Genomic DNA, 15,133 nt, shown 5'->3' with positions numbered 1-15,133 from the left:
GAAATATTTAGTGAATATTTTCAAAATCCGCCTAAAGATAACAAAATCAAAGGTAAATACGCATAAAAGCCTAAAATATGACTTTGTTTCCAACTGCCAGGCCGTTGTTTTTTGCCAATACGCCACACATATGGAACAACAGGCGAGCCCCTACATTTCCATCCCATTCATCCTCACCTGGAGCGACTTCTACTAAGTCCATACCTATAATTTTCTTGTTGGATTCAGCAAGACGGCTTAATGCATACACAGCCTGTTCGTAAGAGAGTCCACCCGGTACAGGTGTCCCCGTATTTGGACAGTACCATTGATAAAGAGCATCAATGTCAAAACTTACGGCTACATTGTCTGGCAATAAAGCGATGGCTTCATCGACCTGCTCTTGCCAGGTCTTGCCCTCGAATTGACCTTTTTTCAAATCAGCATCGGTAAAGACTTTCACTTTATCAGAACCTTTGACAACCGCTACTTCCTGCTCACAGAAATCACGGATCCCAACCTGCACCAGTTTAGATACCTCTGGCAGTTGTATAGCATTGTACATAATGGAAGCATGTGAGTAGGTAAAACCTTCATATTCAATACGCAAATCCATGTGCGCGTCAAAATGAAATATACCAAAACTACCATAAATCGATGCTAAGGCTTGATAATATCCATAAGGCGTAGAATGATCTCCACCCAATAAGATAACCTTTTTGCCTTTATTTATCCATGCAGTCACAAGCTCCTTAAGCTCGGTATTAAGCACAGCGGAAGCTTCATTTATCTTAGCTAAGTCTGCTTTTAAAACTGGATTATCGTCCACAATCTCCCCATTCTCCAAGGCTTCGATAATAGGCTGAGCCATCTCCTTATACAGGGCGCTACTGGCTTTCCAATGTGCTGGTCCTTCGTCTAGATAGATTCCCAATTTCCATAACTCCGGAAATTCCTGATGCAATAGGTCTACCTGAAATGAAGCATCCAATATAGCTGCTGGTCCTTCAGAAGCTCCGGCGCCATAACTTACTGTTACTTCCCAAGGCACCGAAACAATAATAATTTCACTCTCCTCTGCCGAAAAAGGCAATCCATAAATACTTGCATCTGCTAATCCCGGTTGAGAGGGGTCAAAAGTTGCAATCTTATCTTCTTTTGTTGACATAAATAGCATTTTTTAATACGTGTCGCAAAGATACTATTTCTATAAAAATAAAACAGCAACCATTTACCTGGTTGCTGTTTCAATAGCGTTTACTAAAATCTATTTTTTATAATATTTCATCGCTTCAGGTATTAAGCTCTGCAGCTGACTAATCCTTCGGGCATCGCTCGGGTGTGTACTAGTCCATTCTGCAGGCTGGTTTCCTGATTTTGCAGAAGCCATACGCTCCCAAAATTTCACCGCCTGATTCGGATCATATCCCGCCATGGCCATGATGATCAATCCAGCTTTGTCCGCAGCCAATTCATCATCCCTTGAAAATTTAAGCATACCTATCGGTGCTCCGATACCATAGGTTAAATTGAGTGCATCGATCCACTTATTGTCCGTCGTCGCTGAAGCTACCCCAATTATCTGACCAATTCCCTGTGCCGCAATTTTGTTGGACACCTGAGCTACCGAGTGCTCTTCAATAGCATGAGCAATCTCATGGCCCATTACTGTTGCCAAGCCAGCATCTGTTCCTGTAAAAGGCAATATACCTGTGAATACCGCTACTTTTCCACCTGGCATACACCAAGCGTTGACTTCATCATTTTGAATTAGATTAAATTCCCAATTGAAGTTGTAGCGATCTGCTATCCCTCTTTCCTTAAGAAAGCGCATCGTAGCGGCGGCAATATCGTTACCAACACGCTTTACAGCAGTAGCATTAGCTGTGCCCGTGACAACTTTTGTGCTCGAATTCGACAAGAATTCCTTATAAGCTAATGCTGCTTGATCGTTTATTGCGCTACTATCTACAAGCTTAAGATATTTTCTTCCCGTAATAGCTGAAGTAGCACAACCTGCAACTACTGCTCCCAAAAGCAAAACCGCTGCATAATTAAATAACCTTTTCATCCTATTTTTTATTATCTGACAATGACCTTGTGGATTAAAACAATTCAAACATGTGATAGTTTAATCACTTCGTCTTTTTTTAAACAAATAAATCTTGGACTCGTGTCCTTTCAAAAGCCTCTCTATATTTTTTTGGTGCGTAATCAATATCAGGGCACAGATCGCAATTGCATATAACATAATCGACGGCACCGTTGTCTTAAATATTAATGCTAGACTAATCGGAAAAGTAAATCCTGCCGAAATAGAGCTTAGAGATACGTAATGCGTGATCAGTAAACATAGTATAAAGACAGATACGCAACACAATGCGGCTGGCCAATGAATAGCTAATACCATACCGAATAATGTAGCAACTCCCTTCCCTCCTCTAAAACCTGCAAATAATGGGAATAAATGTCCCAAAACAGCTATTACACCCAATGCAAGCTGGAAGTTTACAAAATGCGGTGACCGATAATCCCCAACTATAGTTGTATCCAAAAGATAAGGCAGATTTGTTGCTGTCCACCCCTTGAAAATATCCACAAACATGACGATAGCACCCGCCTTTTTTCCCAATACACGAAATGTATTAGTTGCCCCGGCGTTACCGCTACCGTACTCTCTAACATCCACCCCGTAAAAAGCCTGACCAAACCACACAGCAGTCGGTATAGAGCCGAATAAATAGGCAAGAATTACAATACTTACTAAGTAAATCGAAATCATTAACTTCTATTAAATAAGTCTCGCTTTTAAACTTAGATCTAAACTTTTAACCGAATGTGTCAACGCTCCCACCGATATAAAATCTACGCCCGACGAGGCGTACGCACGGATCGTTTCTAGCGTTATACCACCCGATGCTTCGGTTACGAGTCTACCATTCACAAGCTCTACAGCTTTGCGCACATCCTCCGGCTCAAAATTATCGAACATTACCCTATCTACACCCTTACAGTCCAATAGCTCTTGCAATTCGTCAAAATTACGGACCTCCACCTCAATAGGAATATCAATACCTGTTTTCTGTTTATAAGCGACAGCATTGTTGACTGCTGCAGACACACTGCCGGCATAATCAACATGATTGTCCTTAATCAGTATCATATCATACAATCCAAACCGATGATTCACACCTCCACCTATCACAACAGCTTTTTTCTCCAAAAAACGAAGTAAAGGCGTTGTTTTCCGCGTATCTAATACCCGTGCTTTTGTTCCTTGCAGTTCTTTTACGTATTCAGCAGTTCTTGTAGCAATGCCTGACATACGCTGCATGACGTTAAGTACCAAACGCTCCGCTTTGAGAATAGAATGAATCTTTCCTTTCGCGATCAGCGCAATATCACCGACTACAACGTCTTGACCATCTTTAATAAAAACTTCCACCTGTAATGTGGGGTCTACTTGATGCAAGATCTCTACGCCGACCTCTATTCCAGCCAAAATACCATTTTCCTTTACCAGTAGTTTAGCTTCTCCCAATTTGTCCTCTGGCAATGCCGCCAAAGAAGTATGGTCTCCGTCTCTAACATCTTCCTCCAAAGCCTGTTGAACAAAATAGTTCAGCTCTTTCTTATACTCTTGATCCATTTATTTAGCGTCAAATATTAAGCTAAGATGAATAAAATAAATTTATTCTAAAAAATTATTGTTTATTAAATTCCCTGAAATCAATCAATCCGGAGCTCAGATATAGACACAGCTCCCTTCAACTCAATCACTTTGACCAAAACACGAAAATTTCGTTTTGTAGAGTTAATACTATAAATAAAAATAGCATTTTGATTCTTAACCTCGCCCAAGTTGTCACCCGCTTCCTATCCGTAATTATAACTTGTTTAATCAAGATCTGTCAACAGCAACTCGGTCGGATACCTTATCAATACCTCCTCCTCTCTGTACTTTTAGCGTGCTTCTATCAATAAGTTTATCTTTTAAAATTGTTATATTTGTGTGTGAACAGTTCAAATCAAAAAAAAGTAGCTCTACTCATCCTGGATGGATTAGGGTATGGCAAAGAAGATAATTCAAATGCAGTTCGTGCTGCGCAAACGCCTTTTCTTGACAAATTGCTTTCGACCTATCCCAACTCTAAACTGGAAGCCTCTGGAGAATCTGTCGGACTTCCGCAAGGACAAATGGGGAATTCCGAGGTAGGACACATGAACCTAGGTGCCGGTCGAATCGTATATCAAGAGCTTGGACGTATAAATAAAGCTGCTCGGGAAGGTGATTTCAACCGAGATCCAATCATTCAAAACGCATTTGAATACGCAAGATCAAATCATAAAAAAGTACACTTTATCGGACTCTTGTCCGATGGTGGAGTGCATGCTCATATCGATCACCTAAAAGCGCTCTGCGATGCAGCCCAGTCGTTCGGTTTATCCAACGACCAAGTATTTATCCACGCCTTTATGGATGGCAGAGATACCGACCCCAATGGAGGTGTTGGCTACCTACAGAATCTACAGGAACACCTGACCCATTCCTGCGGAAAGATAGCCTCTGCAATAGGTAGATATTATGCAATGGATAGGGACAATCGTTGGGAACGCGTACAACAAGCCTACAATTTATTGACTAAAGGAATAGGAACACCTTCTAAAAATATGATTGCTTCGATACAGAACTCTTATGATGAAGGGATTACTGATGAATTTGTAAAGCCTATTGTCATGGTTGACGAACAGAATCGTCCGGTAGCTACAATAGCGAATGGCGACGTAGTTATCTGCTTTAACTTTAGGACAGACCGTGGACGTGAAATATCAATAGCCTTGACTCAACAAGCTTTTCCAGATTACAACATGGCCCCTTTAGAATTGTACTATGTAACCATGACGTCCTATGACGAAACTTTCAAGAACATTCACGTTGTATTTGAAAAAGATAACTTATCGCAGACTTTGGGTGAAGCTTTAGCATCTCAAGGAAAGAGCCAAGTACGTATAGCCGAAACCGAAAAATATCCCCATGTGACGTTTTTCTTCTCCGGAGGCCGTGAAAAAGAGTTTGATAAAGAACGTCGGTTATTAATACCTTCACCCAAAGTAGCAACATATGATCTTCAGCCAGAAATGAGTGCAGTCGGGATTACACAGGCTATCTCGGAGGACATTAGAAATAATCAACCGGATTTCATTTGTCTTAATTTCGCCAACCCAGACATGGTGGGACATACAGGAGTATTCGACGCTGTGGTAAAAGCCGTAGAGACTGTAGACCGTTGTACCCAGCAGGTTGTCGAGACCGGTCTAGCTTATGGTTATTCATTCATTATTTTAGCTGACCACGGAAATTCGGAGTTCATGGTCAACGAAGATGGTTCTCCTAATACAGCGCACACCACCAATCTGGTACCTTGTATATTGATTGATAAAGATTATTTACATATTAAAGACGGTAAACTAGGCGATGTTGCACCTACGGTTCTTAGGCTGCTAGATTTAGACATTCCTATAGAAATGAGTGGAGATGTTCTGGTATACTAGTCAACGGAAAGAAAAAGGAAGAAAAATAGTTACGTTAGCGATTGTAAGTCTTGTGATAGCTATGCATAGTTCATGCGGATCACCATCATCGGAAACCAAAACCACTACCGTGATACAACAATTTGATTTGCCTTCTTTTTTTCAGCAAGAAATAGCGCGTTTAGATTCTTTGCAACCGAAAATCAAAAAAACGGTATCAGAAGACCGTGTATCGGAAACAAAAGAACTCGTTATTGCGGCATGGGACAAGGAGTTAGCAAGCTTTTTGGCAGTAGACCTCAACAAACCTGCATATCGCGGAACGTATCGAAAAGACAGCATCGGAAATACGGTAAAATATACTGTAACCGATCCCTCGCTAGATTTATCTTTATTGGAAATTGTCTATACGGACCAGATTCCTACGACATTTATCATTAAAAAGTCAACCAAAAATCTTCTCTATAACACATCCGAACACCTCGAATATGTAAAAGGGAAAAGATATACTATAGATAAATTACAATCTGTAAAAATGTTGGGAGACCGACATTACCGAATAGAAGGAATAATAGAATAAAACACGACACAATGTTTTACCTATAAGCAAAAGGGGCGGCCCACATTTTAATGTTGAACCGCCCCTTATTCTATTCTTATTTTTTCTTTAAGGCTTTTCTTTGCGATTTTATATTAAGATACTCTACAAGTACAGAGAAAGCCATTGCAAAATAGATATATCCCTTAGGAATATGTTGATCAAATGCTTCAGCTGTAAGCGAAACCCCAATTAACAATAAGAATGCTAATGCTAGCATTTTCACAGAGGGATAATCATTAACAAATTTACTGATTGATTCCGCTGATAGCAGCATAATACCCACAGCTACGATAACGGAAGCAATCATCACGCCGATCTGATCCACCATCCCTACCGCAGTGATTACTGAATCTAACGAGAACACCAGGTCCAAAATAAGAATCTGTACAATTACAGAAGCAAACGAAACAACTTTCTTACCAGTCGATGCCACTTCAACCTCTCCTTCCACCTTATGGTGTATTTCAGTAGTACTTTTGTATATGAGGAACAATCCTCCTATAAATAGAATAAGATCACGTCCGGACAACACGAAATATCGTGCATACTTCTCATTATTCCAGTCAAACCATTCAGATAGATTAATCAGAGGTGCGGTTAGCCCCATTACCCATTTGATAGAAAATAAGAGTAATACACGCATTACCAATGCCAGTAAAAGACCGATCTTTCTTGCTTTCTTTTGTTGTTCGGCCGGCAGTTTAGCACTTTGAATAGAAATAAACACAATATTATCTATACCGAGTACAATCTCTAGCACAGTCAGTGTTAAAAAAGAAATCCAAATTTGAGGGTCAGTGATCCATTCCATACATTTTTATATTTTTTAAACCGTAAAAATATAAAACAGAACGTATAATCCTAATATCTTACCAAAGAAATAATATTGTCACTAAAACGCCTCAATCTTCCGGCTCCATTCAAGAAATCCAGGCTTATTACAAAGGAGAAACCAACCACTACCCCGCCCAATTTTTCAATCAACTTAGCACTCGCCACAACCGTACCCCCAGTCGCCAATAGGTCATCATGGATCAGTACTTTTGTCCCCGCATCTAGCGCATCTTCATGTACTTCAATTGTAGCTTGCCCATACTCCAGTTTATAAGATTCAGCAATCGTCTTGTACGGCAATCTCCCCTGCTTTCTGATGGGAACAAATGGTATCCCCAGCTTGGTAGCCAACATCAGTCCGAACAAGAATCCCCTACTCTCCACTCCAGCTATTGCATCGATGTCTACATCTTTCAACTTGTCCGCAAACTCGTTTACAATATCAACGCACAGAGTTGCGTCTTTTAATACCGGTGTAATGTCTTTAAATATAATTCCTGGACTTGGAAAGTCAGGGATATCCCGAATAACTTCTCTCAGTTTTTGCTCTAACATTACATTCAAAATTTTAAATACGGCTCAATTTTACGCAAAAAATCTTGATCCAGTAGTGCTATACCTTCTAAACTTGACAAATCGGTATAAACACCATGTTGTGTTCTGTAATTTACAATCCATTGTGCTTGCTTCTTAGAGATATAAGGATGCTTTGATAACTCATCGATAGAGCATGTATTGATGTCTATTGTCTTAATTTTTGAGTCCGATGAAAGATATAACTGATCTTTAATCCGTGCATAAGTTTCCGGAGGCAATCCATATACCTCACTTATCTGATCGACACTGTTAAAACCTCCAAGCGCATTCTTATAATTAATGATACGCTTAGCAAAAACTGGCCCTATGCCTTTCAATGTGACCCAATCCGCACTATCTGCTTGCATCACATCCAACATTTGCTTTTTTCGGTCCACCGACGGTATCGATTTCTCAACCTTCCTTCTATTATCCGAAGCTGCTAAGAAATTTCCTTTCCTCGCTTCCGTCAACTTACTTTGATCAATCTTCACATGCGGCGCTAGTCTTTCATATTCCGATCTGGAAATCGAGTATACCCTGGCTAAGTCCTCTTTCGAAAAAAACCTTCCACCTTTCGCTTCGTAATTTTTAATTACCTGGGCCTGGTTCTGGCTTAAGCCCAATTTTTGCCACTTTTCTATCGATAAGCCATTAGGGTCAAAATCCGCTATCGGCATCACCTTTTCTATTACACCTTTAGTGACATCCTCTTCTTTATTCACGAATTTCTTTTCGTCTGTACCCCGCCTATCCAATAGTACTAAGGCATAGCTTAGATCTTCCTCCTGTCTAACTATCTTGTTAATAGTGGGAACTGCTAACAGGCACAAAACAAGACCACTGAGTGCTATAAAACCACGTTGCTCTGCCAGAGAAAGTTCAAAATACCTGAAAAATTTTTTCATAAACAGCCTCTCTTTTCTATTTTGAGACCAATTGGTTAATAATCTTTAGCTAAATTTGGTAAATTAATACTGAAATCTGAAATGTATTTTGTCAATGCGCCTTTTTTTCTCCGCTGGATGTATCCAAGCGTCACCTGGAACCGGTCCAGAGCAAGTAAGAAAATATATCTGACATTCGACGACGGCCCTATACCTGAGATTACACCCTGGATCTTGGATGTCTTACAAGAACATCAGGTCAAGGCGACTTTTTTTTGTGTAGGAGAAAATATCGTGAAGCATCCCGAAATCTACCAAAGACTAGTCCAGGAAGGACATCGTATAGGCAACCATACATTCAACCATTTAAAGGGTTGGGATACCCCCGACGAGGTATACATCGAAAATGTAATGCTATGTCAGGAACATACCAAAAGTAAGCTATTCAGACCCCCCTATGCACGGGCAAAAAAATCACAGATTAATATATTGCGCAAACACTTCGAACTTATCTATTGGGATGTCCTTACCGGTGATTTCGACTTGAATATCAGTCCGGAAAAATGTTATGCCAACGTACTCAAACATACCAAAAGCGGGTCTATTATCGTTTTTCATGATAATTTGAAAGCGATTCCTAGCGTAAAATATGCCTTACCTAGGACCATAACCCATTTTCTTCAAAAAGGGTACACATTTGATACCCTTTAATTTTCCTCTTTTATGATCTTAACACCATACTCTTTTGCACTACTCACACTAAAATAGCCTAGGGCACCATTAGATAGGTTAGAAGTGGGGTTAGCCGGTGCAGCGCTACCAGGGTTGAGCATCTGTATCTGATTCCAGTAGGTATACACCTCCTTTGCTACACACTGACGTCTTACGATCACACTATCTCCAACCTCGAGCGAATTGTCACGATCTGCTACTTGATGCGAAACATACAATCCGTCATTAAACTTATCATTATACGCATTCGCAAATTTAAAACCTCCTCCGTTTACCGAAATATCATACTTGTAATAATTAGGCACATCTTTCGGGTCTTCAAATTTCAAGACAACAAAATAGTAAGGTTCATTAAAAATCGTCTCTTCCTTCACCGCCAATGAATCCACTGACACAAATGGATTCATTTTGGTGGAAGATTTAAATTCTTCACCTTGTATACTTACCGTTAGATTATAAGTTAACCCTATTTCAGGCTTAAAACCTTCTTTGACATACTGTCCATCTCCCTTGTCCACAAAACTAAACAAACGCCCTTTACTATCTGCCACGGATACCACAGCCCCACTTATTGGTTCACTCGGCACCGGAGAGTCAAAATCCACCGTTCGGGATACCCAGATCACCTGCTTTGCGCTGAGATCATTCAAGTCCGCCTCTACTACGATTTTTGGATTGGCACTATTTAAATTCACATCTATTAGATCTTCACAAGAAACTAATAAGACACTTATAATAAGAAATATATAAACTCTACAATGATTCATAGCTAAAATTTAAAGTTCCATGTTACAGAAGGAATAGCTCCAAACAGAGCAATACGATATGCTTCTGTTATCTGCGCATTATTCTCATTTTCTCTAAAGTCGATGATATATGCATTCTTTCTGTTATATACGTTATAAAGTCCAAAAGACCAACTCGAATGAAAGCGCTTATGCGCAGGCTTAGGTTCATAGGTTGCCGAAATATCCAATCGATGGTAATCAGGCATTCTATAGCCGTTTCTCTCTGTGTAATAGAACATCGTATTACCATTGATGCTGTACTTTCCGCTAGGAAAAGTGATAGCATTACCTGTATAATACACAAAATTTGCACCCAAACTCCATTTCTTTGATAGCTCATACATCGCTACGATAGAAACATCATGCGTCCTATCCTGACGCGCATTAAACCAGTTGCCTTCGTTGATCTGGTCAAACTGACGCTCGCTCTTACCCAGTGTATAGCTTAACCATCCATTGAACCGCCCTCTTGCTTTGCGGAGCAATAATTCCACACCATACGCTCTTCCCTGTCCAAATAACAACTCTCCTTCCAAGTACTTGTTAGCCTGCAAATCAGCTCCATTCCTAAAGTCAATCTGATTCCCCATGTATTTATAATAAGATTCTATAGAGAGTTCATACGTATTATCTACAAAATTTCTAAAATACCCCGCAGCCACTTGATCAGCATATTGAGGTTTAATATTAATGCTACTTAGTACAAATTGATCTGTGGGCAACGAAGAGGTCGTATTTGTCAATTGGTGCAAATTCTGTACGACCCTGTTATAAGATAACTTTACACTATTTTTTGGATTAAGGATAAAAGACATCGACATCCTAGGTTCCAAATTTAAGTGATGCTTTACTATTCTACCATCATAATCCTTACTATCAATAACTTCCCCATCTTCATCAAAGGTATAATATGTTCCCGGTCCCTGAACCATAAAATCCGTAAGTCGTAAACCATATATCAACGAAAGCCAGTTAGAAGGCTTCCATTCATGCGAAGCGTAGGCGGCCAGTTCAATACCATATCTTTTCTGTATATCTATAGAATTTACCGAAGCGTTATCACCTGCATTAAGACTTGCAGGAGAGACCCTCTGCCGCAATCCATGTATTCCGAAGCGGAATGTATTGAGATTATTCCGATAATAAGAAAAGTCCTGTTTTAAATTGATATTTTCAATCTTAGATGCGATCTTAAATTTACTATCGTCACTAGAGACATTTACTCTATAGGTAAAATCACTGTATATAACAGAGGTATTGCTAAAAAGCTTTTCATTAAATACATGATTCCAACGGGCGGTCGCCGTAGCGTTGCCCCAGTCAAAACTGAATAAATCGCCGTAGCCCAAGTCATCTTTTCCAAAATAGCCAGAGAGGTACAAGGTATTCTTATCGTTAAACCTATAGTTGGCCTTGGCATTCAAGTCATAAAAATACAGCTTACTCTTATTTATAGTCTCATCATCGGAGAGTTTCAGGAAGAGGTCTGCATAGGTACGCCTTCCCGAAATCATAAAAGAACTTTTGTCTTTAACAATCGGCCCTTCCAGCTTAAGTCTCGAAGCTATTAATCCTAACCCGCCTTCTGCCGCAAATTTCTTGTTGTTACCATCCAACATACGGATATCTAGCACCGACGAAGCCCGCCCTCCATACTGTGCTGGTATCCCCCCTTTATATAACGCAACATCCTTAATGGCATCTGAATTAAACGTCGAAAAGAAACCCATCAGGTGCGAAGCATTATATACCGTAGCTTCATCCAACAAAATAAGATTTTGGTCTCCGCCTCCACCTCTAACATAAAAATTAGAAGATCCCTCTCCTCCTTTAGCAACACCGGGCAACATCTGTATCGTCTTCAGAATATCGCGCTCGCCAAATAACACAGGGACATTTTTAACTTCCTCCATCGTAAAATTAAGTGCCCCCATCTGCGCATTTGTCACATTGTCATTTCGCTTCTTTCCAGAGATAACCACCTCATCCAACACATTATCTACGGGATCCAACTCCAGTGTCAGTTGTTTTTTTTCCTGTATGTTTATTTTTGTATGCAACGCTTTATAACCTACAAAAGAGGCCGTGATTTCTAGCTCTCCCGGTTGTACATCTATAGAAAAATAACCGTAGCTATTTGTCGAAGTGGATAGTTGCTGCCCTTTTACCTGTATGGCAGCGCCTATCAAAAGCTCTCCAGATGAGGCATCTTTAACATAACCACTGATCGTAGCCCGTTGCTGTGCATAAGTATTAATATAGGTAAATAGACTTATTAAGGTAACAATTAACTGTAAGCGCATAGGTGTTGAAACGGAATAAAATAGTTAATTTCTAAAAAACTGATCAAAGAATGCCATCTGCAATGATATAGATTGACTCCAATAATCCCAGTTATGTTTACCGGGCATCGATACAAACGTATGAGGTATGTTCAGATAAGTCATTTTCTCATGTAACGTCCTATTCACGTTATAGAAAAAATCATCTGTGCCACAATCTATAAAAAGCTTCAGATTGTTTGGCTTTATTTCATGCAACATCTCCATGACCACATGTTTATCCCACACTTCTTTATTTTCGCTATAAGTACCCAATCGTTCAATAATTTCCCAGCTATTTGGAAATGGTCTGAAATCGACTCCTCCAGCTGTACTTCCTATCGCACCATACACATCCTGATGACGTATACCGACATATAATGCACCGTGTCCGCCCATGCTCAAACCACTAATTGCCCTGCTTTCTCTATTCTGACAGACTGCATACTGTGATTCGACATACGCTACAAGTTCCTTACTGACAAATGTTTCATATTGATTATTCTTATCTCCTTCTATATCCCAATACCAACTACCATATCCTCCATCAGGACATACAATCGCATAATTATATCTATCGACCAGCGTCTTAATATAAGGTACCTTATTAACCCAGTTAGCATAATTCCCAGAATAACCATGCAATAGATATAATGTGGGGACTGGTTTTTTGTGATTTTCAGGAAATACAATTACTGCCTTTATTTTCTTCCCCATACTGTTAGAGAAAATCTCTACGGTATCTACCTGAGCAGCCTTAGCCTGGAAGCCTACAATAAAGAGAGTAGCCACCAAAAAGTAGTTCAAAATGTTAATTTTCATATTTATACTTATATTTATAAAGATAAGATTCTAAGCCAAAAGGGCGTTCAGAAATGGTATAAAAAAAATTCTTATTCCTATCAAAGCAAATTGCCTCCCCCTGAGGTTCTGGTTTGTAAAGAATTTGCTGATAAGGTTGGCTTAATGCAGAGATAATATCTTGGTTTGGTTCGCGTTTCCACAAAAATACAGCTACTAAATTTTTCACTATAATATATCCGCCATCTTGCCGTATATCTGCTCCTGTAGCAAAAGTCAGCGGAAGCTGCATCAAGGGCGGCAACACTAGCACAGATCCCGCTTTAGCCTCAGAAAAAGACATTCTGAACAACGTAGACCTAAAGTCCCGCTTCGAAATAATATAAATCATATTATCAATGGGATCCACAAATAGCGCTTCTGCATCTCTTCTTTTATCTTTATATCTGAACCTAATCTCCATAATATCCTCTCGAGCAACCACATGAGACCTCCTATCTTTATCAAAAACCGGCTCCTTAAATAAAAAAAGTGATAGCGTATCCCTTTTTCTTAAGTTATTTCCCATATCTGCCAATAGCAGATAAGGCACACCGTCAATCATCAAAGATGCAATATCCTCCGCGTCTACCACATTAATTCCCTCCAGGTGTACTGTAACTTTCAGATCGGCCAGCGTATCAATCAGATAAATATTCGCTTCATCTCCACTGTCATTATGCACCCAAAACAGGTTACTATCCGTGTAAGAAGAGACTATACCCGACACTTCAGTCAGCTTTGGGCTCTTGAGCTTCCCCATTTTTTTAATGTCTTGCCCATTAGCAGTAGCCATACAAAAACATAGGACTGATAATGCGAAGTACACATGCCTCATTGCTCTATTCATCCTGTATACCATTTACTGATTATATGTCGTCCGATCGGTCATTATGTTACAATACTTCGATTATTGTTCCATCTTCCATAGGGTGTGATGTACAGATTAGGCATCTTCCGTTTCCGACTTCGCGGTCCGTCAATATTTCGTTATAATCCATTCTAACAGCGCCTTCATGCACCTGAGATATACAAGTACTGCACATTCCGGACTTACAAGAATAGGGCAATTTCAATTTGTGCTCCAAGCCTACATCCAAGACACTTTTATTATAAGGAATAGTCATGGGATAAGATTGTCCGTTAAATTTCAATATAATATCGTACGGTGTCATGTCTACTGGTTCCTCCTCTTTCTCATCCTCATCTTCTTCCTCTTCAGGAAAGTGAAACGTCTCTTTCCTGATAGTCTCATCCGGAAATCCCATGCCCAACAGTGTAAAGCGACAGAGATCCATGTAAAACAGAGGTCCACAAGTGTAGAATACAGGCTTTACTCCGCTCTCTAGATTTGCATTGACCAGTTCGATCAGGTATTCCCTATTTAACCTCGCTTTTAGTAGATTCTTCTTATTCGACCAGATAAATTCAATCTTCAGCCGATCTGGATATTTCTCCTGCCATTGAAGTAGCTCATCATAAAACAAAGTAGACTCTTTACTACTATTGCTGTAGATAAGCACTACTTTAGTGTACCGCTCTTGGGTCAATGCCGTTTTCAGAATCGAAAATAACGGCGTCACTCCCACTCCCGCACCAAACAAAAACACAGTCCGCCTAATGTCTCTATCAGGCTCATATACAAAAAGTCCCTGCGGATCGATGACATCGATTACGTCGCCTACTGCTGTATTATGATGCAGCAGCCGCGATATTTCACCATTGTCTACGCGTTTTACAGTCACCTCATAAAGTTCATCTACATCGGGCGAACTACTGAAGGAATAGGATCTACGTACTTCCCGCTCGCCAAATTGAAAACATAGTGTCAAAAACTGCCCCGCCTTATACGTCGGAAAGGAACCCGAAAGGTCTTGAAAGCGAATAGAAATATTATTATTGGGATGTTTGATAATATCCGATATCCTGAACTTATACATAGTGCTAAAGATAAAGTCTTAAAAAATCTAAATCAAATAAATAGTTATGATAAGCCATTAAAACTTTCTATAGAAATAAAAAATCCCGATCATTGCTGACCGG

At 39.8% G+C, this 15,133-nt stretch carries 15 protein-coding genes; 3 read left to right on the top strand and 12 right to left on the bottom strand.

Annotation, left to right across the window (positions count from 1 at the left end; translation table 11 throughout):
* Window positions 1–70: 70 nt before the first annotated feature.
* From JKG61_RS10195 to nadC, 4 genes are all read right to left on the bottom strand, one after another.
* Window positions 71–1,147, bottom strand: coding sequence for an agmatinase family protein (locus JKG61_RS10195; protein WP_202102878.1), 1,077 nt, complete (start codon window positions 1,145–1,147; stop codon window positions 71–73).
* Window positions 1,148–1,246: 99 nt separating this feature from the next.
* On the bottom strand, window positions 1,247–2,050 hold the full coding sequence (locus JKG61_RS10190; protein WP_202102877.1) for a M48 family metallopeptidase: 804 nt from the start codon (window positions 2,048–2,050) through the stop codon (window positions 1,247–1,249).
* A gap of 60 nt (window positions 2,051–2,110) precedes the next feature.
* On the bottom strand, window positions 2,111–2,761 hold the full coding sequence (plsY, locus tag JKG61_RS10185; RefSeq protein ID WP_202102876.1) for a glycerol-3-phosphate 1-O-acyltransferase PlsY: 651 nt from the start codon (window positions 2,759–2,761) through the stop codon (window positions 2,111–2,113).
* Between the two features lie 9 nt (window positions 2,762–2,770).
* Window positions 2,771–3,628, bottom strand: a complete 858-nt coding sequence (nadC, locus tag JKG61_RS10180; RefSeq protein WP_202102875.1) for a carboxylating nicotinate-nucleotide diphosphorylase — start codon at window positions 3,626–3,628, stop codon at window positions 2,771–2,773.
* A 365-nt stretch (window positions 3,629–3,993) separates the two neighbouring features.
* Between nadC and gpmI the strand changes: the two genes are divergently transcribed.
* Window positions 3,994–5,532 (top strand): 2,3-bisphosphoglycerate-independent phosphoglycerate mutase, encoded by a 1,539-nt coding sequence (gpmI, locus tag JKG61_RS10175; RefSeq protein ID WP_202102874.1) that lies wholly within the window; start codon window positions 3,994–3,996, stop codon window positions 5,530–5,532.
* Complete coding sequence (locus tag JKG61_RS10170; RefSeq protein ID WP_202102873.1) at window positions 5,516–6,091, top strand: hypothetical protein; 576 nt, start codon at window positions 5,516–5,518, stop codon at window positions 6,089–6,091. Before gpmI ends, JKG61_RS10170 begins: the two co-directional genes overlap by 17 nt.
* Window positions 6,092–6,167: 76 nt before the next feature.
* Here the strand turns inward: JKG61_RS10170 and JKG61_RS10165 are convergent, their stop codons facing one another.
* Genes JKG61_RS10165 through JKG61_RS10155 form a run of 3 tightly spaced genes read right to left on the bottom strand, consistent with a single transcriptional unit; the run spans window position 6,168 to window position 8,430 of the window.
* Window positions 6,168–6,923 carry a TerC family protein gene (locus JKG61_RS10165; protein WP_202102872.1) on the bottom strand — a complete coding sequence of 252 codons (756 nt, stop codon included), beginning with the start codon at window positions 6,921–6,923 and terminating at the stop codon, window positions 6,168–6,170.
* A gap of 50 nt (window positions 6,924–6,973) precedes the next feature.
* On the bottom strand, window positions 6,974–7,501 hold the full coding sequence (locus JKG61_RS10160; RefSeq protein WP_202102871.1) for an adenine phosphoribosyltransferase: 528 nt from the start codon (window positions 7,499–7,501) through the stop codon (window positions 6,974–6,976).
* Window positions 7,502–7,506: 5 nt separating this feature from the next.
* Window positions 7,507–8,430, bottom strand: coding sequence for a ComEA family DNA-binding protein (locus tag JKG61_RS10155; protein ID WP_202102870.1), 924 nt, complete (start codon window positions 8,428–8,430; stop codon window positions 7,507–7,509).
* An 81-nt stretch (window positions 8,431–8,511) separates the two neighbouring features.
* On the opposite strand from JKG61_RS10155, the gene JKG61_RS10150 reads away from it, so the two are divergent.
* Window positions 8,512–9,120, top strand: a complete 609-nt coding sequence (locus JKG61_RS10150) for a polysaccharide deacetylase family protein (protein WP_202102869.1) — start codon at window positions 8,512–8,514, stop codon at window positions 9,118–9,120.
* Here JKG61_RS10150 and JKG61_RS10145 read toward each other — a convergent pair.
* The 5 genes from JKG61_RS10145 to JKG61_RS10125 are packed head-to-tail and all read right to left on the bottom strand — an operon-like array spanning window position 9,117 to window position 15,030.
* Window positions 9,117–9,908, bottom strand: coding sequence for a DUF4249 domain-containing protein (locus JKG61_RS10145; protein ID WP_202102868.1), 792 nt, complete (start codon window positions 9,906–9,908; stop codon window positions 9,117–9,119). The two genes, JKG61_RS10150 and JKG61_RS10145, sit on opposite strands and share 4 nt — an antisense overlap.
* A 2-nt stretch (window positions 9,909–9,910) precedes the next feature.
* Window positions 9,911–12,232: a TonB-dependent receptor gene (locus JKG61_RS10140; protein WP_202102867.1), complete on the bottom strand. Its 2,322-nt coding sequence runs from the start codon at window positions 12,230–12,232 to the stop codon at window positions 9,911–9,913.
* 24 nt (window positions 12,233–12,256) lie between these two features.
* Window positions 12,257–13,072: an alpha/beta hydrolase gene (locus tag JKG61_RS10135; RefSeq protein WP_202102866.1), complete on the bottom strand. Its 816-nt coding sequence runs from the start codon at window positions 13,070–13,072 to the stop codon at window positions 12,257–12,259.
* Window positions 13,062–13,940, bottom strand: coding sequence for a hypothetical protein (locus tag JKG61_RS10130; RefSeq protein ID WP_202102865.1), 879 nt, complete (start codon window positions 13,938–13,940; stop codon window positions 13,062–13,064). The genes JKG61_RS10135 and JKG61_RS10130 overlap by 11 nt, the downstream gene beginning before the upstream one ends.
* A gap of 46 nt (window positions 13,941–13,986) precedes the next feature.
* A complete protein-coding gene (locus tag JKG61_RS10125) occupies window positions 13,987–15,030 on the bottom strand; it encodes a ferredoxin--NADP reductase (RefSeq protein WP_202102864.1) in 1,044 nt (347 codons plus the stop codon).
* Window positions 15,031–15,133: the final 103 nt, after the last annotated feature.

Origin of the sequence: Sphingobacterium faecale, from assembly GCF_016746095.1 — a bacterium.
Lineage (GTDB): Bacteria > Bacteroidota > Bacteroidia > Sphingobacteriales > Sphingobacteriaceae > Sphingobacterium > Sphingobacterium faecale.
The sequence above is the reverse complement of the archived record's forward strand: the minus strand, read 5'-3'. Positions and strand labels throughout refer to the sequence as shown.

What these genes read in the sequence shown, in the direction of transcription:
- JKG61_RS10195 (WP_202102878.1), bottom strand. Translation starts at nt 1,147, where the DNA reads ATGTCAACAAAAGAAGATAAGATTGCAACTTTTGACCCCTCTCAACCG.
- JKG61_RS10190 (WP_202102877.1), bottom strand. Translation starts at nt 2,050, where the DNA reads ATGAAAAGGTTATTTAATTATGCAGCGGTTTTGCTTTTGGGAGCAGTA.
- plsY (WP_202102876.1), bottom strand. Translation starts at nt 2,761, where the DNA reads ATGATTTCGATTTACTTAGTAAGTATTGTAATTCTTGCCTATTTATTC.
- nadC (WP_202102875.1), bottom strand. Translation starts at nt 3,628, where the DNA reads ATGGATCAAGAGTATAAGAAAGAGCTGAACTATTTTGTTCAACAGGCT.
- JKG61_RS10170 (WP_202102873.1), top strand. Translation starts at nt 5,516, where the DNA reads ATGTTCTGGTATACTAGTCAACGGAAAGAAAAAGGAAGAAAAATAGTT.
- JKG61_RS10165 (WP_202102872.1), bottom strand. Translation starts at nt 6,923, where the DNA reads ATGGAATGGATCACTGACCCTCAAATTTGGATTTCTTTTTTAACACTG.
- JKG61_RS10160 (WP_202102871.1), bottom strand. Translation starts at nt 7,501, where the DNA reads ATGTTAGAGCAAAAACTGAGAGAAGTTATTCGGGATATCCCTGACTTT.
- JKG61_RS10155 (WP_202102870.1), bottom strand. Translation starts at nt 8,430, where the DNA reads ATGAAAAAATTTTTCAGGTATTTTGAACTTTCTCTGGCAGAGCAACGT.
- JKG61_RS10150 (WP_202102869.1), top strand. Translation starts at nt 8,512, where the DNA reads ATGTATTTTGTCAATGCGCCTTTTTTTCTCCGCTGGATGTATCCAAGC.
- JKG61_RS10145 (WP_202102868.1), bottom strand. Translation starts at nt 9,908, where the DNA reads ATGAATCATTGTAGAGTTTATATATTTCTTATTATAAGTGTCTTATTA.
- JKG61_RS10140 (WP_202102867.1), bottom strand. Translation starts at nt 12,232, where the DNA reads ATGCGCTTACAGTTAATTGTTACCTTAATAAGTCTATTTACCTATATT.
- JKG61_RS10135 (WP_202102866.1), bottom strand. Translation starts at nt 13,072, where the DNA reads ATGAAAATTAACATTTTGAACTACTTTTTGGTGGCTACTCTCTTTATT.
- JKG61_RS10130 (WP_202102865.1), bottom strand. Translation starts at nt 13,940, where the DNA reads ATGAATAGAGCAATGAGGCATGTGTACTTCGCATTATCAGTCCTATGT.
- JKG61_RS10125 (WP_202102864.1), bottom strand. Translation starts at nt 15,030, where the DNA reads ATGTATAAGTTCAGGATATCGGATATTATCAAACATCCCAATAATAAT.